A 17,408-nucleotide genomic window follows, 5' to 3' on the forward strand; every position below is an offset into this window, starting at 1 on the left:
GGCTACCCCCTCGACTGCCGGCCGCCTTTCGCATCAGCTGACCCCGCCCTTCCAGCCGCCCGCGCTTTTGACTTTGCCTCGCCGCCGTTTCTTTTGCTCCGGATTTTAGTTTGCCCCCGAGCCCCTTTACCCCCACCCCTCCGCCTCTTCCGTCCCCTCTTGACAGCCATCCTTTCCTTGCCAAGCTGAAGTCATCCCCAGCCCATAAGGCCCCCCAATGACCTCTCCAGCCCACCCACCCACGCCGGACGAATGGCGGACTTTCTTTGCAGCGTGTGCAGCCCATCAGCTAACTGCCGGCAGTCGGATGCGGAACGGAAAAGAGGTCGCTTCGAAGCTTCGGGGGAATCGGTGTGAGCTGTGCGGTGAGCTCTTGGCCCGGTAAAGTTTTGAGGTCGCCCCGCTCCTTCCCCCTGCCCTTGGCGGTCACGCCGGCTTCGAAAATTCCATGTCTCTTTGCCACGGTTGCGCGGACAAGGCCCGCAACCTCGACGCCCTGCCCCTTATCGAGACGGCGCCGCTGGAATTCAGGGCGCGGTTGCTGGAGAGACGCGAGGGGGTCATGTCGGGGTCGATGAATCAGCCCGTGCCCGCTCGGTTCAACCGCGAGGGCCGGGAAGCCGTTTTGAGGGCCCGGTGGGAATGGCCGCGCACGGTTGCGCATGTCGACGGAGGGAGGGGGCTGATGGGCTTCCAACGGGCCTACACGGCCGGGGTGCTGGGCATGGTCATCCGGTCAGTGGCGCACGTGACAGGGCAAATACAAGAGCGGCGGTGGGTCGGCTTGTCGGTCGACGCCGGCGCGTTTGATTTGTTTGCCCGCGCGCTGGTGGAGCGGAATGTTCTGATGCGAGTAGCGAGGGGAAGCGAGACTGCGGGTGCGGCCTAGACCCGGGGGTGCACCAGAGATGAAACAGGCCAATCGTTATAGTGACACCAGGCTCGGGCTGTGTGATGGTGCGCGCTCATCAAGGCACGTGGCGTTTCCGTGCAATCGCTCCCATCAGTCGGAGGTAATGATGGCCACCCACATTAACAAGTTCGACCAGTTGACTTCAATGTCGGATGCGGACAAGCGGACTGCACTGGCAATCCTGGCGAAGTTGCCCGCAGATTTGGTGAAGTCGTGGGAAGCCCAACTTACAGTCAAAGAGGGCCACCTTTGTGGGACCTACTACGCGGACGTCGCGGCCTCCCTTTCATACCCAGACTTTGTGACGCTATACACAGCCCTCGGTTATGCCTTTCCGAAGGTCCCTTGGTATGACATGAAATGCGTATACAACCCAAACACTCACGTCTCCGGCTGCGGTTACGCCACGGGGTACACCTGTGACCTTGAGTATTGTCTATAGCAAGCCCGCGCTTCACAGGGTCGCGCCGAGGAACCGGTCGTAGACGGACGTCCGCGCGGTAATCAGGCAACTGTGCTCTTCACTGAAGGTAATGAGGAACGTCGTCTGGTCGTTCTGGCCGCCTAGCACGCCACCGACGGCGACACCGACAGGGCCGAGCAACACCCCACCCACGATTCCCCAGCCCAAGGCGCTGGACCACTTTGTGACCCGCTCTTGTGTGGCGAGCTCGACAGACTGGACGGAAGCGAGAGAAAACACGAACTCACCACTGGGCACCAGGACCTGTCCGTTGGCGAGCATATGGCCGGTGCCGGACCCCAAACGCCCGGCGATGAAGGTCAACTTGTGCACGCGGGTGGCCCCAAAGGGGGCTTTGGTGAGGAACGGAAGCCACGTGGGGAGTGCCGGTTGCGTCGGTGTGCCCACCTGCAATTGGGTGTAGTAATCGTCCATGCCTGCGTCTGCGGCGACGTTGTAGAGCTCGTGTGCAAGGTCATCCGGAATGTCCTTGCCGTCGAGCCATGCGCGGAACTCCCGCATCCCATCCCTCGATGCCCTCGCCTGAGCCACATCTGATGCCGACGCAACCCGGACGCCGTAGGCGATGCCCCTGGAAATGATTTCTTTGATGTCAGGCGCCTGGGAATTACCGGCCTGGTGGTCGGCCAGGATGGCCTGGGCTGCCGCCCTGAGCTTCTCAAGGGCGAGCATTTGCTCTCCCCCGATGTTCGCCTTCGATTTCTCAATCGAGGCATGCATGAGCCGGGTGTGTTCGGTGTAATACACCGTCTCGAACCGAACCCGACCCATGTCCGACATCCCGGATATCGCGTCGGCCAGTTCTGCCTTATGGCGCCCTTCAATGCCATGGAGGGAGTCGAGCTCCGCTGTTGTGGGCGGCGGCACTGACTTGTCCTCCAACCATCGCGTCGGCGCGCTTTTCGCTTCGTGATGCTGTCGGGCCAACTCGACTGCGCCGGGATAATCAGCCCGGTAGTCCTTGGCCTGCGGTGCGAGCGCGGCAGGCTTGGTTTTTCTCTTGAAAAAGGAGCCGAACATCTGGTTCTTCCTTGATTCTGGGCGAGTCTACTGGGACTTTCTGGTGATTCTACCGGCCGCGCTCGCTTGCGGTAACCGCACTCTGCCGACGGCCTCGATATGATGAACGCGGACGTGGCATTGACCCAAAGTCAAAGGAATCTGGATGGTCACCTGGGTTTATATCGACTCGTGCGCGTGGAATCGCCTGCACACCCTTGGCGTCGACCTCGCGGCTGAGTTGCCGGCCGACCGATATCAGGTCGCCATCACCCAGGAGGTGGCAATCGAGACCGAGCTTTTTCGGAAATCCAAACCGGAATCCGACGTGCTGCCTTATATCGACAACGCGCTGGAGGCGGCACAGGTCAAAACCTCGTCGTGGTTCGGCTTTGCCATGCACGAGCCCGACGGCACGGTGTCGCCCTACCAGCCTTATGGGGGGTTCGATGTCGGCACGTGGGTGTCCGAGAACGAGAGCGCCTGGCTGTCACAAGCCACCGTGCTGGCGATGCTCTCAAAGTCCCAGAACAAGAAAGGCCCCCTCGGAGCGAATCAGGCGGATGCCTCCCAAGGCGCCCGCGCGTTCGACGCGGTTATCCTGACGGATGAAAGGAGGGTCCGAAAGAACGGCAAAGGCCCATTACAGTTGGCGGCAGAACAAGGCGGCCATGTCGTGTTTTTGAATGAAGTAGAAGCCAGCGGGCTGGGACTCGATGCCTTCATATCCGGGGGCCGAACCTTCAGCACCAGAGCGCCGTAAAACAACTGCCGTGGGCGGGTCGTCCGCTGGCCTGGCACCTTTCATCCGACCAACCTTGTCGGGGGACAACAGATGAACGACCCATACCTCGCGTGGATTGCTATTGCTTTTCTTGCCGTCTGGCTCTGGCAGGAACGCGGGGCAAAGAACGCTTGGCTAAACAGAGCCGAGGCTACAGCCGCCGAGCTCGCTGCCGTCAAGCAGCACTACCGTGCCGAGGTCGAACGGATTAACGAGGCTCGGGACCGGTTCACTGATGCGTACGTGCGTTCTACAACCGGTTCGACCAATCCGACCGGGGAGGCGCTGGAAAGCATGCCGTTCCCGATGGACGCCATCGCCGGGCACGAGTCGGCACTACGCCGGGGACAAGATGAACTGGCCTCTCTCGGCATCCAGGGCTGGCATGTTCGGTTCTTCGGCGAGGATTGAGAAGCGCGATATATTTGTGCCGGACACAGGAAAGGAGATTACGGATGAAACGGAATACCTCAAAGTTTGCTCTTGCAGCACTGCTGGCATCGAGCCCGACAGCTACATTTGCTTCGGACATGTGCGACACAATGAGCGACACCGCCCGGGGCATTGCCTTGAACAAAAGGGATGCCGGGGTCAGCGAAAGTGTATTACTGGCCCAAGTGAGCGAACCGAAGCCCGGCGGCTTGAGTGACGAAAACCGTGCAATGGTCGTGAGCATCGTGAAGATGGTTTATGCCCGCAGGGACCTGACACCTGAGCAAGTGGGTAACACCGCCCGCTCGGCGTGTGAGGGCATTCCTGCAAAGTGACGCGCTGGCCGCCCGGCGGGTGGCCTTGAACATCCCGACGGTAGTGGTACGGTTCGGTTGTCTGACAGGGAGCATCCCTATGCCAAAGCCCTACCTTCGCGACCTGCGGGCCGATGCGGAAACTCTTCAACGGGAAGTCGGCAATTGGGTGATTGTCGGTGTCGAGACGTCGGCACCATGGCCCACCACTGCCCAGGTTGTCCCATACCTCGGCCATGACTTCATCCTTCGGCCCGGCACACCGGACCGCGCGCCGACCGTCTGCCTCAATGCACGGGCGCATGGCTTCACCGCCGACCAAGCCCGGGATGCCATCCACCGCTTCGGCAGCTCGATGGCGTGGGCTGGGGACTGGCGATTTGAAACCACGATGTGGATGAGCGGAAGCCACCCGTTCGGCGTCGGTCGGATGCAGGGCGGCGTGGCGCAGGATTTCTTTGACGTTGAGGAACTATCTGCCATCACCGACGATGACGCGGCAACCGCACTGGCGTTTTTCCGGGAGGGCATTTCCGCACACAGCCCGTTTTATGGGTTCCTCAATCTCTACAAAGTCATCGGCTTCATCCACCCTGAGGGCAACCGGCGTGCCGCGTGGTTCGATGCTGCCCTGCCTGCACTGACCGACCCGCTGGCCGTCGACAGGCTTGCCGAACTGGCTGCCGATGGAACGAACGCGTCCATGTATCTCCGGGACGAAGGGCGAAACGCCATTGCCCATGCCGAACGGGGACCGTTTGTGAATCCGGACCGGGGCATTGACCATCTGCGTATTACCCGCGACCTTCCCATCATGCAGGCGCTTGCACGTCAGGCAATCCAGGAACGGTTTGGCATCCACCACCGGTTGTCCAGGGCAGGACACGAACCCTCCCCCATCGCAGGCTTTCTGGACCTCTTCGGCGATGAAGTGGTGCAGCAGACCCTTGGTGGCGTCGACATAACGGGTCTGACTGTCGAGACCCCGGATGACATTGACATCGTCGTGCGTCGGGGACCTACCACGATTGCTTTGGAGGGCCTTGCAGTGTCGGGCCTCGAGCAGGTGCGGGGTGGCATCGCCCTGTGGCTCCGGAATGCGACAGAGACCGTGCAAGCAACCTTTGTGGTCGACCTCGTCAATGGGACATTGGATCTCGGGCCGGAGGACATCGAATGCCTCACCAATGCGGCAAGCCGCTCAAGTATCGGGCAGGCTTTGCACGTCCATGAATTTGTCTGGACGTATCTCCTCAACGGCGTTGTCGAAGTGTGGGACTCCGACACCGGGAAGCTCCTGGGCAAGACCGCCGTATTTTTTCCGGTCAATGCCATGGCAAGCCCGCAATGGCATGAGGAGACCGTCGCCCGACTGAGTGCCCTGCTTCAGGACGCTGTCGAGGACTAGCCAACGCTCAGCCCGTCGTTTCCCACGGCGATGTCAGGGGTAGCGCCTGGGATTGGACCACCTCAAGGAAGTCCCGCTTGTCGGGTGACCCATCGACGAAAGACCGGTACATGGCCTCCAGCTTTTCGGCTCCCGGCTCGGCAAAGACGACAAACCCGAAGGCCTTCCCTAAGAGGACTTGCAGCACCATGACCACGCCATCCGCGTCCATGGTGAGCTTGTAGGAAAACTGGTCGTTCAGAAGATTGCCGGTGCGAACGAGGTCGGGCACCGGGCCCTGGAAATGGCGCATCTGCTCAACCATGGGAAAGTGCCCCTTTTCGCGAGCAGGTCAAGACGGTCCAGAAGATGCAGGCAAAGGGCCTCCTGACTGTCGCGCAATCCAGCATTTAACGGACAAGAAGGGACCATGGAATGATGATTGCCGGATGGATTCTGCTGATTGCCGGCAGTGGCTTTCTTGCTGCGGCCAGGTGGCTTCCCGTGCCGTGTGCCATGGCACCCCTGCGGGCCACTGTGTGCCTCGGCCTTTGCGGGCTTTGTGCCTGCATCGGGGTGCTCTTCTTACTGCGGCCGTGACGCGGTAAAGTCCTGCCCCACGTGCAGCCTTGGCACGACACAGGACCATGGCATGACGCCCGAACCCGCACCTGAGCCCGTACACGAACCCACTCCGGCACCAAAGGTCCCGTCCGAGCTCATGGGCAAGGCGGACGTCCACCGGGAGGCCATGATGACGTTCCGGCACTACGACACCCTTTCCGCGAGCGCTATCGGCGCAATCCCGGTGTCCTTTGCTGGAGCGTGTACGCTTTTCCATACCCTCGGGTGCGCGACGCAGTGGCGGTTCCTTGTCCCGCTGTTCGGCGCCGCCTTGATTGGCGTCCTTTTCATGCTCTACAGCCGCCTGGACCTTCATGCCCACACCGCACTGAAAGTGGCGGCATGCCTGGAACGAGGAGAGCTTGTCGGTGGACACGTCGTCCTGGGGTTGGCTTCAACACGCGAAGCCCTGGATACGTCGTTCCCCACACTAAAATCCCAAAATGGCGGGACGCTCTACAGATGGACACGTCTGCTCGCATGCGTCGCTGCCACCCTTCTGCTCGCCATTGCAGGGCTGAGCATCTGGAAACTGAGTCTGAGTTTCGGCTGGTAGGGCGCCGCGTTAGCAAGATAGACATCACACGCGATTGGCGTGCGGCGCAGCGGCTGAGACCTGCCTCGTTCCTCAGCGGCCCAGCACGCGCACCTGATTGTCGAGCCGTCGCACGACTTCCAGTGCAATGGAGTCCACTGCCGTGGCCCGCATGTACCGGTCTTCCATGAGCGCGCCGTTGAGGGCTGCCACGGCAGCAATGTCGGCAAGATTGACGGACGCCACGATGCTCCCGTGCGGGCTCTGTTGCTCCGGCCAGAACGAAACTGCCCCTTCCTTGTTGAGCCGCATACAGCCGCGCGCCAGGCCGTACGACCGGGAAGTATTGAGAACATCGTCAATGACGGAAGCGACACGGCCGGCAAGATTGGGAATGGACCTGACATCGAGCGGGCCAGCTGTCGAAGCCTGGACGGGAGTAGGCGAGGACCACGCGGCGACCACGCCACGCATCGACTGGAGCGTCGACGGGTGAAGGTCAACGCGCCCTTCGTGTGCCCGAAGAAACCGGCCCACGCCGTGAGCAGCAATCAGCTGCTCGCTTTCAGGTTGCTCATTTATCCAGTACAGGAGCGACAACAACCAGGCGTCATTTGCAGGCAAGCCGAGGTTCGAAACAGACAGAGCCGCGCGCCGTCCAATCGCCCCGCCATCGTCCGGCACGAGGCCGGTGACCTTCATCCACAGGCTGGAAACGCGGCCAAATTTCAAACTGGTGATGACATCGCGCAGCATGGGGGTCCTTCCTTTTGTCGGTGACGCCAGGCGCATTCCGCCGTGTCTTTCACGAGGGTAATGGCGGGCCGCAATTGTTGTCACCCCGTCCGCTCTTGATATGCAACAGGGCTTGAGAGACGCTCTCCCCGTGGGGACAACCCCGCCGACGAATCAGGGAGAGGAACATGGGCGAGTGGTCTGATTATTTCGAAGACTTCCCAGAAGAGAACCAGGCAAATTATGTCAACGGGCGCTTCGACCCTGCCGGTGCTGCTGCACACCGCGCAGCTGAAGCAAAACGGGCGGCGGCACAGGCCGAGCTCAATGCCACGATTTCCGGCCTCATCAAGGACGGCAAACGGCGGGAACAGGAAAACAAGGACGCTACGCGAAAGGCCGCGAAGGGCAAAAAGGCCTGAGGCTCTAGAACCTCAACCAAACCCCGATGTCCTTCCCACCGCCCGCATCGGCAAGGTAGCAATCACACGTCGTGGGTGTGCGGCGCTGCCGCCACCGGCGCGCATCGGCCCTCGGGAGGTATCCAATCGTGTGTCCTGCGACGTCGACGCGCACGGCCTGGTCGTCGTACGGATTCGTGTCCTCGGGGACCAGGCGGGCACGGTGGAAGGGCTTTTCACCACTGGTTTTGATGGCCCGCAAAGCCGGCTGGTAATTCGACTCCCCCACGACTTCCTGCGCGTACTCGCCGTGGCCTTTTGCCCTGGCTTTGGGCTTTGCAGTGGCCGCGGGTTTCGCCGCCCTCCCAATCGCGCTTTTGACCCTGGCCGTTGGGCTCTTTGCCCGTTTTTTGCCACCGGTCGCGCCCTTCAACAGCCCCTTGAAAAACGCGTCAAAGATGCCTGCCATGACCCCTCCTCCTTGGCGGTCCATCCGCCCGTGGTCACTCTAGCCGAACGGCTTAAATCGTGTTGTCCGGGCCCCGGCCACCGCCTGGTTTCGTTGCCGGCGCAAAGCCGGAACCAAAGCACGCGGCCTGCGCCTGGGCAGCTTCGTCAACGAGCTCTTGCAGCATGTCTCGGACGGCCTTGTCGAGCAATTGGGCTTCCTGCTCCCAGCCCAAGGCTTCGGCGACCCGCGACCAGAACCCTGCACTGCGGATGGCGGCCATGCGAGCCCCCCCCCCCCCGTTTGCGTCTTGTGTTTTTTTCTACCAGCACCGCCAGTAATGACATGTGCGGGATGACTGGGGGCCTCGCCGACGGCTTCGGTTCAAGGATTTCGGCGACCTCTTCAATCGGCAGTTTGCAGCGCCCCACATGCTTTTGGGCGCCCGGATAAGTGCCGTCTTTCATACGCCGACGGATAACATTTTTACAGCCCTTCTGGCCTCCCCAACTCCTTCGCAACCTCGTCGACGCCGAGCCACCACTGGTCTGGATATTTCTTCTGCAACCGTGTTCGAGTGCGTGGCGACATCGGCAATCCTTCGCGCTTGGTGGGGATGCGGCTGGGACAAAGCTGCGACAAACGGGAGGTGTATCGGGGTGTTTCCGGATATTTTCGAGAGTGTCGAGCGAGGCACAAAAACCCCTGTTTTTCCCGCGCTTTCCGCTGTAGACCCCGTCTTCCCGACCCCGCCGAAAAAACGGCTTGAGGCTTTAGGAGGGGGACGCTCTATCCAGCTGAGCTACGGGGGCCAACATTCGCCAGGATACCCGAGGGGGGATAGCGAACCGAAGCGAGGCGCGTCTGCCCGCCCCGCTGTAAGGCCATTCCTACAGACACCGCCGAGTGCGAGGCTTACGATTCCGCGTGGGACGGGGAACAGGGGTCGGGACGTGAACATCGATGTCATGGATGTCTGGAAGCAGACCCGCGAGGTGCTTGCGCTGCGCAGGGAGGATCCCGATGAGGCCTATCGCCGTCTGGTCTCCCTGTATACCGGGTATCTCTCCGGCGATCTCTCGCCGGGAGACAGGGGCCACCTCATGAGCGAATTCGCCTCGATGCAAAGCCTGCTCGACAGGAAAGACGAAGCCCGTGCCACTGTCGACCAGTCCCTCGAGCTGTTTCCAAACTCGGTCGTGACGCTGTTGCACGCGAGCAACTTCTTCACTTACGACATCGCGGCGCCCGAGACTGCGGTGGAACTGGCGCAACGTGCCGTGCTGCTGACCGAGTCAGACGGAGAACTGACTATCTACGCGTTGAATCATCTGTGCCGAATTGCACGACGTGCATGCCGGTTCGATGTCATGAGCCATGCGATGAAGCGTCTTCTGGCTACACCTCCCCGCGCCGGCTTGCCGATGCAGCACATCGAATGTGACTACCTGAAATCGCTTCCCGAGAATGCCGTTCCGCCGCCCCTGGTCCAGGCTTTGCTGGCGCGAGCCAGGCCAACGCGCGACGCAGGCGACGGTCAGACGTTCAGCGGCACATAACGCAAAACGCCCACCGGTTCCCCAGTCTTGCGCCCGGTATCCGCCGGATGATTCGTACCGTCCAGCACCGGCACTTCGTCGAAGTCGAACGGGCTGAGCCCCTCGAGGCAGGCGACATTCACGCCGTACTGCGCGTTCTTCGAGCGCCGCTGGTGAAACGTGTAAATGCCACACACCGAGCAGAAATAGTGCTTCGCCGTGCCTGTGTTGAACTGGTAGGTGGTCAGCGCGTCTTCACCCTGCTCGATCGTGATGCCGTCGAGTTCCGCCGAAACGGCGACAGCCCCACGCATGCGGCAATACGAGCAGTTGCAGCGCCGCGCAGTGCGCAGGCCATCGGACAGCTTCACGGTGAAGCGAACGGCGCCGCAGTGGCAGGCGCCTCGGGTCTCGGTGACGTCAGGGAGCATCGATAGGGCCGGTTGGGGAGGCCGACGCATCATAAATCGTGGTGACGTCCGACGCTCGGCAGGCTAGCGGACAACACTCAATCGCCGCCCCGGCATCGGCGGCACCCGCGCGGGGCGTTTGGCGTCGCTGCCGAACGGCCGCCAGACACCGTCGGCACCTTCGATACCGATACTGACATCGCCGCCTTCGGCGGCGGCCCGGTTCACGGCCGAGCGCAGGGCCTCGAAACGGCTGTCAAACCGGGATACCACCTCACCCTCCACCCTGAGGGGCCAGGAGGGGCCGTCATCGGGTTGATAGGGAATCTCATAGATCCGGGACATGGGCACGGGCAGCCTTGGAAAGAAACACAAATCCAGCATGGACTTGCGACGGTGACCGCACGGTCTTCGTAACTTCCCCCGAAAAAGACGCCTCGCAGACATCCGTCCCGCGTCGCACAACGGGGTGTGAAGGGTGCGTTTGCTAGAATCCCGGTTTTACCCGTCTTCCATGGAGACCTTCATGTCCGCCAAGATCCTCGCAGCGCTCGGCCTGAGCACCACCGAATCCGGTACGTACCTCGGCCGCAGCGAATGGGCTTCCACCACGGGCGCCGGCACCCTGTCCCCGGTCAATCCGGCCACGGGCGAGGTGATCGCGACGGTGCAGGCCACCAGCGCGGCCGATTACGAGACGATCGTGCAGCGCGCGCAGGAAGCCTATGCGGTGTGGCGCACCACGCCCGCGCCGCGCCGCGGCGAAGCCGTCCGCCTGTGCGGTGAGGCCCTGCGCAAGCACAAGGACGCCCTCGGTTCACTGGTCGCCCTGGAAATGGGCAAGATCAAGCCGGAAGGCGACGGCGAAGTGCAGGAGATGATCGACATCGCCGATTTCGCCGTGGGCCAAAGCCGCATGCTCTACGGCTACACCATGCACTCGGAGCGCCCGGGCCACCGCATGTACGAGCAGTGGCACCCGGTCGGTCTGGTCGGCATCGTCAGCGCATTCAACTTCCCGGTGGCCGTGTGGGCCTGGAACGCCTTCCTGGCGACCATCTGCGGTGATATCTGCCTGTGGAAGCCGTCGCCGAAGACGCCGCTCTCGGCCATCGCCACCATGAAGATGTGCAACGAAGCCCTGAAGGATGCCGGTTTCCCGGATCTCTTCTTCCTCTTCAACGATGCCGGCACCGAGCTGGCCCAGACCTTCGTGGACGACAAGCGCATCCCGCTGATCAGCTTCACCGGCTCGACCAAGGTCGGCCGCATGGTCGGCGAGCGCGTCTCGCGCCGCATGGGTCGCAGCCTGCTTGAGCTGGGCGGCAACAACGCCATCATCCTGGACAAGTCGGCCGACCTGAAGCTGGCCATCCCGGCGATCGTCTTCGGCGCCGTCGGTACGGCCGGCCAGCGCTGCACCAGCACGCGCCGCGTGCTCGTGCACTCCTCCATCCATGACGCCGTGGTCGATACGTTGGTCAAAGCCTATGGCCAGGTGGAACAGAAGATCGGCGATCCCACCCTGTCGACGACGCTGATGGGCCCGTTGAACAGCCCGGAAGCCGTGACGGCTTTCCTGGCAGCCATCGAGCAGGCCAAGGCCGCCGGCGGCACCGTGCGCACGGGCGGCAAGGCGTTGACTGACCGCAAGGGCAACTTCGTGCTGCCGACGATCGTCACCGGCCTGAAGAACACCGACACCGTGGTCCAGACCGAAACCTTCGCCCCGATCCTCTACGTGATGCCGTTCGACACGCTGGATGACGCCATCACCCAGCAGAACGCCGTGCCGCAGGGTTTGTCCTCGGCCATCTTCACGCAGGATCTCAAGGCCGCCGAGCAGTATCTGTCGGCAGCCGGTTCGGATTGCGGCATCGCCAACGTGAACATCGGCACCTCGGGCGCGGAAATTGGCGGCGCCTTCGGTGGCGAGAAGGAAACCGGCGGCGGTCGCGAGTCGGGCTCGGATGCCTGGAAGGTGTACATGCGTCGCCAGACCAACACCATCAACTATTCGGACGCGTTGCCGCTGGCCCAGGGCATCAAGTTCGATTTCTGACGAACGGGTGAAGCCATGACCGATTTGCGCTCCACGGATCGTTTCTCCGACCGCGTCGAGGACTATGTCCGCTACCGGCCGGATTACCCGCAAGCGCTGATCGGCTGGTTACACGGTTTGGGGGTGACCCCAGGCTGGACCGTTGCCGACATCGGTGCCGGGACAGGCATTTCCAGCAAGCTGTTCCTCGACAGCGGTCACCGCGTGACCGCTGTCGAACCCAACGCCGCCATGCGCGCGGCAGCGGTGCAGTGGCTGGGCGGCGAAGGCCGTTTTCACGCCGTGGACGGCACAGCCGAAGCCACCGGCCTCGACGATGGCAGCGTGGACCTTGTCACTGTCGCCCAGGCGTTTCACTGGTTCGACCTGGACAAGGTGAAACGCGAATTCGCCCGCGTGCTCAGCCCGCGTGGCCTCGCCGTGGTGTTCTGGAACACGCGTCGCCTGAAGGGCACGCCATTCCTCGAAGGCTACGAGCGACTGCTCCACGAATACGGCATCGACTACGTCAGCGTCGCCGAGCGCTACGCGGACGACGAGGCGATGGCACGCTGGTACGGTCATGGCTATCGCGGCATGGCATCGTTCCCGCACGAACAGAAGCTCGACTACGATGGCCTGCTCGGCCGGACCATGTCGTCCTCCTATATGCCCAAGGCCGGCCACCCCAATCACGAACCGCTGCTGTTCGCACTGCGCTCGCTGTTCAACGCGACACAGGACGAAGGCACGGTTGCTTACGATTACGACACCCGCGTGTTCGCGGGCCACCCCACGCCCTGACGATCACGCCATGTACGAGTTGCTCCGCCCCCTCCTGTTCGCCCTTGACGCCGAGACCGCGCATGGCCTTACGCTGTACGCGTCCGACGTGGCCCAGCGGAGCGGCTTGTCCCGGTTTATCGCGACGCCACCGGCGCCCTTGCCGGTGCGCGTGCTCGGTATCGATTTCCCGAATCCGGTCGGCCTCGCCGCAGGGCTCGACAAGAATGGCGAACACCTCGACGGCCTCGCCGCGCTCGGGTTCGGCTTCGTCGAAATCGGTACGGTGACGCCGCGGCCGCAGCCGGGCAACGACAAACCGCGCATGTTCCGCCTGCCAAACCACGAGGCGGTCATCAATCGCCTCGGCTTCAACAACGGTGGCATCGATGCCCTCGTACGCAACGTGGAAAAGGCTACATTTCGCGGCGTGCTCGGCATCAACATCGGCAAGAACAAGGACACGCCCAACGAGCGTGCCATCGACGACTACCTGTTCTGCCTCGAACGCGCGTATCCCTTGGCCACGTACATCACGGTGAACATCTCCTCGCCGAACACGCAGGGCCTGCGTGACCTGCAGGAAGAAGAGACCCTGCGCCGATTCATCGGCACACTGCGCGATGCACAGGAACGCCTGGCCAGCCAGCATGGCAAGCGCAAGCCGATGCTGCTGAAAATCGCACCGGACCTCACGGAGACCGAGCTCGACGCCATCGCCGACGTACTGCTCGCCTCCAGCATCGACGGCGTGATCTGCACCAACACGACGATCGACCGCGACACGGTGGCAGGTGATCCGAACGCACACGAAACCGGAGGGCTTTCGGGCCGGCCCTTGTTCGAGAAGTCGACAACCGTGCTACGCGGCATGGCGACGCGGCTCGGCGGCAAACTGCCGATCGTCGGTGTCGGCGGCATTCTCGATGGCGACACGGCGGCGGAAAAGATCGAGGCCGGTGCCTCGCTGGTGCAGGTCTATTCGGGGCTGGTCTACCGCGGTCCGAAGCTGATTGCCGAGGCCGTCACCGAAATTCGTCGCCGCGGAGTGATCGCATGATCAACAACGCGCCGATCGACATGGGCGGCTTCACGCTGACCAGCGATGCGCCCCTCGGCGGCCGCAACACCTTGCGCGTGAATGCGCGGGCGAAGCTGTTGGCCGAAGTACGCGACCCGACCAAGCTTCCGGAAATCCTCGCCTATCCCGCCATACGGGGCGGCAAGGTCCTGGTGCTTGGCGAAGGCAGCAACATGCTCATCGGAGGCGACTTCGACGGCACCGTGCTGGCCATGGCGACGAGCGGCGTCGAGACCTTTCAGCGCGACGATCGCGTGCTGATCCGTGTCGCCGCCGGCGAGCGCTGGGACGACTTCGTGCGCTGGTCGCTTGGCCAGGGCTACGCCGGGCTCGAGAACCTGATCCTCATCCCGGGTACGGTAGGCGCTTCGCCCATCCAGAACATCGGCGCATACGGTGTCGAGGTGGCTGAATTCATCGACACCGTGGAGGCCTGGGATACGCACAAGGGCGAATTCGTGGTGCTGGACAAGGCGGCATGCGCCTTCTCCTACCGCGATTCCACGTTCAAGCAGCAGGCCGGTCGCTGGATCGTCGTGGCCGTGACCTTTGCCTTGCCGCGCGAGCGTCCCCTGTCGCTCGACTATGTCGGCATCCGCGACGAAGTAGCGAAGATGGGCGTGGAACGCGCTACGCCTTACCATGTTGCCGAGGCCGTCGTACGCCTTCGCTCGCGTAAGCTGCCCGACCCGGCCGTGATCGGTAACGCCGGTAGTTTCTTCAAGAATCCCATCATCGGCACGAACAAAGCCGATGCGCTTGCGCTCGCCCATCCGGGACTGCCCGTGTGGCCGCATGACGGCGGTACCGCCAAGATCTCCGCCGGCTGGCTCATCGAGGCAGCGGGTTTCAAGGGCGAACGCGAGGGCGATGCCGGTATTTCGAATCGCCATGCGCTGGTCCTGGTCAACCACGGCAAGGCCACCGGCCCGCAGCTGTGGGCCTTCGCGCAGAAAGTGATTGCTGGTGTCGAGGCGAAGTTCGGCGTGACCCTCGAGCCCGAACCGCTGGTGGTCTGAACGCCTGCTCGGGCGGTCGGGCGGCGATGTCACGGTCGTGTCAAACCGCGGTCATATGCTCACCCGGCGGCGTACCATGAGGCGTCGCGATCCGCGATGAGGACGACGCCCTGGATACGATGACGCCCCCCAACGAGTCGACTGCCCTGCCCAAAGCGCCCGCCGCGAAGCCGCCCCACGCGCCGCCGCCGGAGCTGCCTGCCATCGATCTCAACGACAGCAGCCTCTACATCCACCGCGAGTTGTCGCAGTTGCAGTTCAACATCCGGGTGCTCGACCAGGCACTGGACGAATCCAAGCCGCTGATCGAACGACTCAAGTTCCTGCTGATTTTCTCGTCCAACATGGACGAGTTCTTCGAGATCCGCGTTGCCGGCCTGAAGCAGCAGATCGCCTTCGACCATGAAATGATCGGCGCCGATGGCATTCCGCCGCGCCGTGCGCTTGCCGAAATCGCCGAGATCGCCCACCGGCAGATCGAACGGCAATACGCCATCCTCAACGAAAAGATCCTTCCCGCCCTGGCCGACGAAGGCATCCGGATCGTCCGGCGCAACCAGTGGTCGCACAAGCAGAAGCTGTGGATCCGCCGCTATTTCCGTCACGAAGTGGCGCCGTTGATCACACCGATCGGCCTCGACCCGACGCACCCGTTCCCGCGCCTGGTCAACAAGAGCCTGAACTTCATCGTGAAACTCGAAGGCACCGATGCCTTCGGTCGTGATTCCGGCCTTGCGATCGTCCCGGCGCCGCGTATCCTGCCGCGCCTCATCCGCATGCCGGACGACATCTGCGAAGGCGGCGATAACTATGTCCTTCTCTCATCGATCATCCATGCACATGCGGACGACCTGTTCCCCGGCATGCGCGTGCTCGGTTCATACCAGTTCCGGCTGACCCGGAATGCCGACCTGACCATCGATCCCGAAGACGTCGAGGACCTGGCGCGCACCCTGCGCGGCGAGCTGTTCTCGCGCCGGTATGGCGACGCTGTTCGACTGGAAGTCGCGGACAACTGCCCCAAGCCGCTCGTCGACTACCTGATGAAGCAGTACGCGCTGGAGCCGGCGGCACTCTATGAAGTGAACGGCCCGGTGAACCTGGCGCGCCTGTTCGAGATGACCCTGCAGCCGCAGTACGCGCGCCTGCAGTTCCCGACCTTCGTGCCTGCACTGCCCAAGGTGCTGGCCGAAGCCGAGGACATGTTCACGGTCATCGGCAAGCAGGACGTCCTGCTCTACCACCCGTTCGAATCGTTCTCGCCCGTGGTCGACTTCCTGCGCCAGGCGGCGAAGGATCCCCAGGTCCTGACGATCAAGCAGACCCTCTATCGCAGCGGCGCGAACTCGGAAATCGTCGATGCCTTGGTCGAAGCCGCGCGTTCCGGCAAGGAAGTCACCGCCGTGGTCGAGCTGCGTGCGCGCTTTGACGAGGAGTCCAACCTCAGCCTCGCCTCACGCCTTCAGCAAGCCGGCGCCGTGATCACCTATGGCGTGGTCGGCGTGAAGACGCATGCAAAGCTGATGCTCGTGCAGCGTCGTGAGAACGGCAAGCTGGTCAGCTACGCCCATCTGGGTACGGGCAACTATCACTCCGGTAACGCGCGCCTCTACACCGACTACAGCCTGCTCACTTCCGACGAAGCACTGTGTGACGACGTACACCGTCTGTTCCGATTACTGACCGGCATGGGCAAGGCGCTGAAGATGAAGCGCATGCTGTATGCACCGTTCACCCTGAAAAAGGGCCTGCTCGACCTCATCGCCCGGGAAGCGGCGAATGCGGCCGCGGGAAAGAAGGCCGAGATCGTCTGCAAGATCAACGCGATCACCGACGCCAAGGTGATCCGTGCCCTGTACCGGGCCAGCCAGGCCGGGGTGAAGGTAGAGCTGATCGTACGGGGCATGTGCTGCCTGCGCTCGGGCATTCCGGGCGTGTCGCAGAACATCCGCGTTCGCTCCGTGGTCGGTCGATTCCTGGAGCACAGCCGCGTCTACTGGTTCCACAACGACGGCGAGCCGGACCTCTTCCTGGCCAGCGCCGACCTGATGGAGCGCAATCTCGAGCGCCGCGTGGAAACCTGCTTCCCCATCGAAGGCAAGAAGCTGAAGCAGCGCGTCCGGCGGGAGCTGGACGCCTACCTCACCGACAACCACTCGGCCTGGCTCCAACAGCCCGACGGCACCTACGTCCTGACGCAGCCAGGCGCCGGCCAGCCGGTCCGGGACGCCCAGATGCAGTTGCTCGAGCGATTCGGCGGTGTGGTGGCGCCCACGCCGGCCTGACCCGCCGGCGTCTTCACCTTACCCAAACGGCCCAGGCGACACACTTCGCGCACCCGCGGCGTGACGAACGTGCGGCGGGAAAGGGGGAGACGGGGTTTCCATCGAAACGCATCCGGATCCATGCCGCGCGTCCGCAACGATGTGCAGCACGTTTTCTTGGGACTCGGCATGGGTTTTTCGGCCAGGAGACAGCGC

Annotated in this window: 20 protein-coding genes; 13 read left to right on the plus strand and 7 right to left on the minus strand. The window is 62.8% G+C overall.

Going from position 1 to position 17,408, the window contains the following annotated elements; genetic code table 11:
- Positions 1-448 precede the first annotated feature (448 nt).
- On the plus strand, positions 449-889 hold the full coding sequence (locus HB634_RS10190; protein ID WP_213948485.1) for a hypothetical protein: 441 nt from the start codon (positions 449-451) through the stop codon (positions 887-889).
- 478 nt (positions 890-1,367) lie between these two features.
- On the opposite strand, the gene HB634_RS10195 is transcribed toward HB634_RS10190, so the two are convergent.
- Positions 1,368-2,417 (minus strand): hypothetical protein, encoded by a 1,050-nt coding sequence (locus tag HB634_RS10195; RefSeq protein WP_213948486.1) that lies wholly within the window; start codon positions 2,415-2,417, stop codon positions 1,368-1,370.
- 145 nt (positions 2,418-2,562) lie between these two features.
- Between HB634_RS10195 and HB634_RS10200 the strand changes: the two genes are divergently transcribed.
- The 4 genes from HB634_RS10200 (at position 2,563) to mauJ (ending at position 5,334) form a co-directional block, all read left to right on the plus strand.
- On the plus strand, positions 2,563-3,159 hold the full coding sequence (locus HB634_RS10200; RefSeq protein ID WP_213948487.1) for a hypothetical protein: 597 nt from the start codon (positions 2,563-2,565) through the stop codon (positions 3,157-3,159).
- 72 nt (positions 3,160-3,231) lie between these two features.
- Positions 3,232-3,591, plus strand: coding sequence for a hypothetical protein (locus HB634_RS10205; RefSeq protein WP_213948488.1), 360 nt, complete (start codon positions 3,232-3,234; stop codon positions 3,589-3,591).
- Positions 3,592-3,635: 44 nt separating this feature from the next.
- On the plus strand, positions 3,636-3,947 hold the full coding sequence (locus HB634_RS10210) for a hypothetical protein (protein ID WP_213948489.1): 312 nt from the start codon (positions 3,636-3,638) through the stop codon (positions 3,945-3,947).
- A 79-nt stretch (positions 3,948-4,026) separates the two neighbouring features.
- The gene (mauJ, locus tag HB634_RS10215; RefSeq protein WP_213948490.1) at positions 4,027-5,334 is read left to right on the plus strand and encodes a methylamine utilization protein MauJ; all 1,308 of its coding nucleotides are present in this window, start codon (positions 4,027-4,029) and stop codon (positions 5,332-5,334) included.
- A 7-nt stretch (positions 5,335-5,341) separates the two neighbouring features.
- Here mauJ and HB634_RS10220 read toward each other — a convergent pair whose 3' ends face one another.
- A complete protein-coding gene (locus HB634_RS10220; protein ID WP_213948491.1) occupies positions 5,342-5,638 on the minus strand; it encodes a hypothetical protein in 297 nt (98 codons plus the stop codon).
- Positions 5,639-5,965: 327 nt separating this feature from the next.
- On the opposite strand from HB634_RS10220, the gene HB634_RS10225 reads away from it, so the two are divergent.
- Entirely contained in the window at positions 5,966-6,493 is a 528-nt protein-coding gene (locus HB634_RS10225; RefSeq protein ID WP_213948492.1) for a hypothetical protein, read from the plus strand.
- Between the two features lie 72 nt (positions 6,494-6,565).
- Here the strand turns inward: HB634_RS10225 and HB634_RS10230 are convergent, their stop codons facing one another.
- Positions 6,566-7,228, minus strand: coding sequence for a hypothetical protein (locus HB634_RS10230; RefSeq protein WP_213948493.1), 663 nt, complete (start codon positions 7,226-7,228; stop codon positions 6,566-6,568).
- Positions 7,229-7,395: 167 nt separating this feature from the next.
- Between HB634_RS10230 and HB634_RS10235 the strand changes: the two genes are divergently transcribed.
- Positions 7,396-7,629: a hypothetical protein gene (locus HB634_RS10235; protein ID WP_213948494.1), complete on the plus strand. Its 234-nt coding sequence runs from the start codon at positions 7,396-7,398 to the stop codon at positions 7,627-7,629.
- A gap of 4 nt (positions 7,630-7,633) precedes the next feature.
- Here HB634_RS10235 and HB634_RS10240 read toward each other — a convergent pair whose 3' ends face one another.
- Together HB634_RS10240 and HB634_RS10245 are read right to left on the minus strand one after the other, a co-directional pair.
- Positions 7,634-8,077 (minus strand): HIRAN domain-containing protein, encoded by a 444-nt coding sequence (locus tag HB634_RS10240; RefSeq protein ID WP_213948495.1) that lies wholly within the window; start codon positions 8,075-8,077, stop codon positions 7,634-7,636.
- A 52-nt stretch (positions 8,078-8,129) separates the two neighbouring features.
- Positions 8,130-8,339: a hypothetical protein gene (locus HB634_RS10245; RefSeq protein ID WP_213948496.1), complete on the minus strand. Its 210-nt coding sequence runs from the start codon at positions 8,337-8,339 to the stop codon at positions 8,130-8,132.
- 670 nt (positions 8,340-9,009) lie between these two features.
- Here HB634_RS10245 and HB634_RS10250 point away from each other — a divergent pair.
- Positions 9,010-9,615, plus strand: a complete 606-nt coding sequence (locus HB634_RS10250; RefSeq protein WP_213948497.1) for a hypothetical protein — start codon at positions 9,010-9,012, stop codon at positions 9,613-9,615.
- Here the strand turns inward: HB634_RS10250 and HB634_RS10255 are convergent.
- Positions 9,594-10,025, minus strand: a complete 432-nt coding sequence (locus tag HB634_RS10255; RefSeq protein ID WP_255548480.1) for a GFA family protein — start codon at positions 10,023-10,025, stop codon at positions 9,594-9,596. The two genes, HB634_RS10250 and HB634_RS10255, sit on opposite strands and share 22 nt — an antisense overlap.
- 63 nt (positions 10,026-10,088) lie before the next feature.
- The gene (locus tag HB634_RS10260; RefSeq protein ID WP_213948499.1) at positions 10,089-10,349 is read right to left on the minus strand and encodes a DUF2188 domain-containing protein; all 261 of its coding nucleotides are present in this window, start codon (positions 10,347-10,349) and stop codon (positions 10,089-10,091) included.
- Between the two features lie 181 nt (positions 10,350-10,530).
- On the opposite strand from HB634_RS10260, the gene HB634_RS10265 reads away from it, so the two are divergent.
- From HB634_RS10265 to ppk1, 5 genes are all read left to right on the plus strand, one after another.
- Positions 10,531-12,066: an aldehyde dehydrogenase family protein gene (locus tag HB634_RS10265; protein WP_213948500.1), complete on the plus strand. Its 1,536-nt coding sequence runs from the start codon at positions 10,531-10,533 to the stop codon at positions 12,064-12,066.
- Between the two features lie 15 nt (positions 12,067-12,081).
- A complete protein-coding gene (locus HB634_RS10270; RefSeq protein ID WP_063573507.1) occupies positions 12,082-12,849 on the plus strand; it encodes a class I SAM-dependent methyltransferase in 768 nt (255 codons plus the stop codon).
- A gap of 10 nt (positions 12,850-12,859) precedes the next feature.
- A complete protein-coding gene (locus HB634_RS10275; RefSeq protein WP_213948501.1) occupies positions 12,860-13,888 on the plus strand; it encodes a quinone-dependent dihydroorotate dehydrogenase in 1,029 nt (342 codons plus the stop codon).
- A gap of 20 nt (positions 13,889-13,908) precedes the next feature.
- Positions 13,909-14,928, plus strand: a complete 1,020-nt coding sequence (murB, locus tag HB634_RS10280) for a UDP-N-acetylmuramate dehydrogenase (protein WP_063573508.1) — start codon at positions 13,909-13,911, stop codon at positions 14,926-14,928.
- A 119-nt stretch (positions 14,929-15,047) separates the two neighbouring features.
- Positions 15,048-17,213: a polyphosphate kinase 1 gene (ppk1, locus tag HB634_RS10285; RefSeq protein WP_213948502.1), complete on the plus strand. Its 2,166-nt coding sequence runs from the start codon at positions 15,048-15,050 to the stop codon at positions 17,211-17,213.
- Positions 17,214-17,408 lie beyond the last annotated feature (195 nt).

The sequence above is a fragment of the Luteibacter sp. dw_328 genome (assembly GCF_018449605.1).
In the GTDB taxonomy this organism is placed as follows: Bacteria; Pseudomonadota; Gammaproteobacteria; order Xanthomonadales; family Rhodanobacteraceae; genus Luteibacter.

What these genes read in the sequence shown, in the direction of transcription:
- mauJ (WP_213948490.1), top strand. Translation starts at nt 4,027, where the DNA reads ATGCCAAAGCCCTACCTTCGCGACCTGCGGGCCGATGCGGAAACTCTT.
- HB634_RS10275 (WP_213948501.1), top strand. Translation starts at nt 12,860, where the DNA reads ATGTACGAGTTGCTCCGCCCCCTCCTGTTCGCCCTTGACGCCGAGACC.
- ppk1 (WP_213948502.1), top strand. Translation starts at nt 15,048, where the DNA reads ATGACGCCCCCCAACGAGTCGACTGCCCTGCCCAAAGCGCCCGCCGCG.
- HB634_RS10260 (WP_213948499.1), bottom strand. Translation starts at nt 10,349, where the DNA reads ATGTCCCGGATCTATGAGATTCCCTATCAACCCGATGACGGCCCCTCC.
- HB634_RS10240 (WP_213948495.1), bottom strand. Translation starts at nt 8,077, where the DNA reads ATGGCAGGCATCTTTGACGCGTTTTTCAAGGGGCTGTTGAAGGGCGCG.
- HB634_RS10220 (WP_213948491.1), bottom strand. Translation starts at nt 5,638, where the DNA reads ATGGTTGAGCAGATGCGCCATTTCCAGGGCCCGGTGCCCGACCTCGTT.
- murB (WP_063573508.1), top strand. Translation starts at nt 13,909, where the DNA reads ATGGGCGGCTTCACGCTGACCAGCGATGCGCCCCTCGGCGGCCGCAAC.
- HB634_RS10230 (WP_213948493.1), bottom strand. Translation starts at nt 7,228, where the DNA reads ATGCTGCGCGATGTCATCACCAGTTTGAAATTTGGCCGCGTTTCCAGC.
- HB634_RS10255 (WP_255548480.1), bottom strand. Translation starts at nt 10,025, where the DNA reads ATGCTCCCTGACGTCACCGAGACCCGAGGCGCCTGCCACTGCGGCGCC.
- HB634_RS10190 (WP_213948485.1), top strand. Translation starts at nt 449, where the DNA reads ATGTCTCTTTGCCACGGTTGCGCGGACAAGGCCCGCAACCTCGACGCC.
- HB634_RS10235 (WP_213948494.1), top strand. Translation starts at nt 7,396, where the DNA reads ATGGGCGAGTGGTCTGATTATTTCGAAGACTTCCCAGAAGAGAACCAG.
- HB634_RS10225 (WP_213948492.1), top strand. Translation starts at nt 5,966, where the DNA reads ATGACGCCCGAACCCGCACCTGAGCCCGTACACGAACCCACTCCGGCA.
- HB634_RS10245 (WP_213948496.1), bottom strand. Translation starts at nt 8,339, where the DNA reads ATGGCCGCCATCCGCAGTGCAGGGTTCTGGTCGCGGGTCGCCGAAGCC.
- HB634_RS10210 (WP_213948489.1), top strand. Translation starts at nt 3,636, where the DNA reads ATGAAACGGAATACCTCAAAGTTTGCTCTTGCAGCACTGCTGGCATCG.
- HB634_RS10195 (WP_213948486.1), bottom strand. Translation starts at nt 2,417, where the DNA reads ATGTTCGGCTCCTTTTTCAAGAGAAAAACCAAGCCTGCCGCGCTCGCA.
- HB634_RS10265 (WP_213948500.1), top strand. Translation starts at nt 10,531, where the DNA reads ATGTCCGCCAAGATCCTCGCAGCGCTCGGCCTGAGCACCACCGAATCC.
- HB634_RS10270 (WP_063573507.1), top strand. Translation starts at nt 12,082, where the DNA reads ATGACCGATTTGCGCTCCACGGATCGTTTCTCCGACCGCGTCGAGGAC.
- HB634_RS10200 (WP_213948487.1), top strand. Translation starts at nt 2,563, where the DNA reads ATGGTCACCTGGGTTTATATCGACTCGTGCGCGTGGAATCGCCTGCAC.
- HB634_RS10205 (WP_213948488.1), top strand. Translation starts at nt 3,232, where the DNA reads ATGAACGACCCATACCTCGCGTGGATTGCTATTGCTTTTCTTGCCGTC.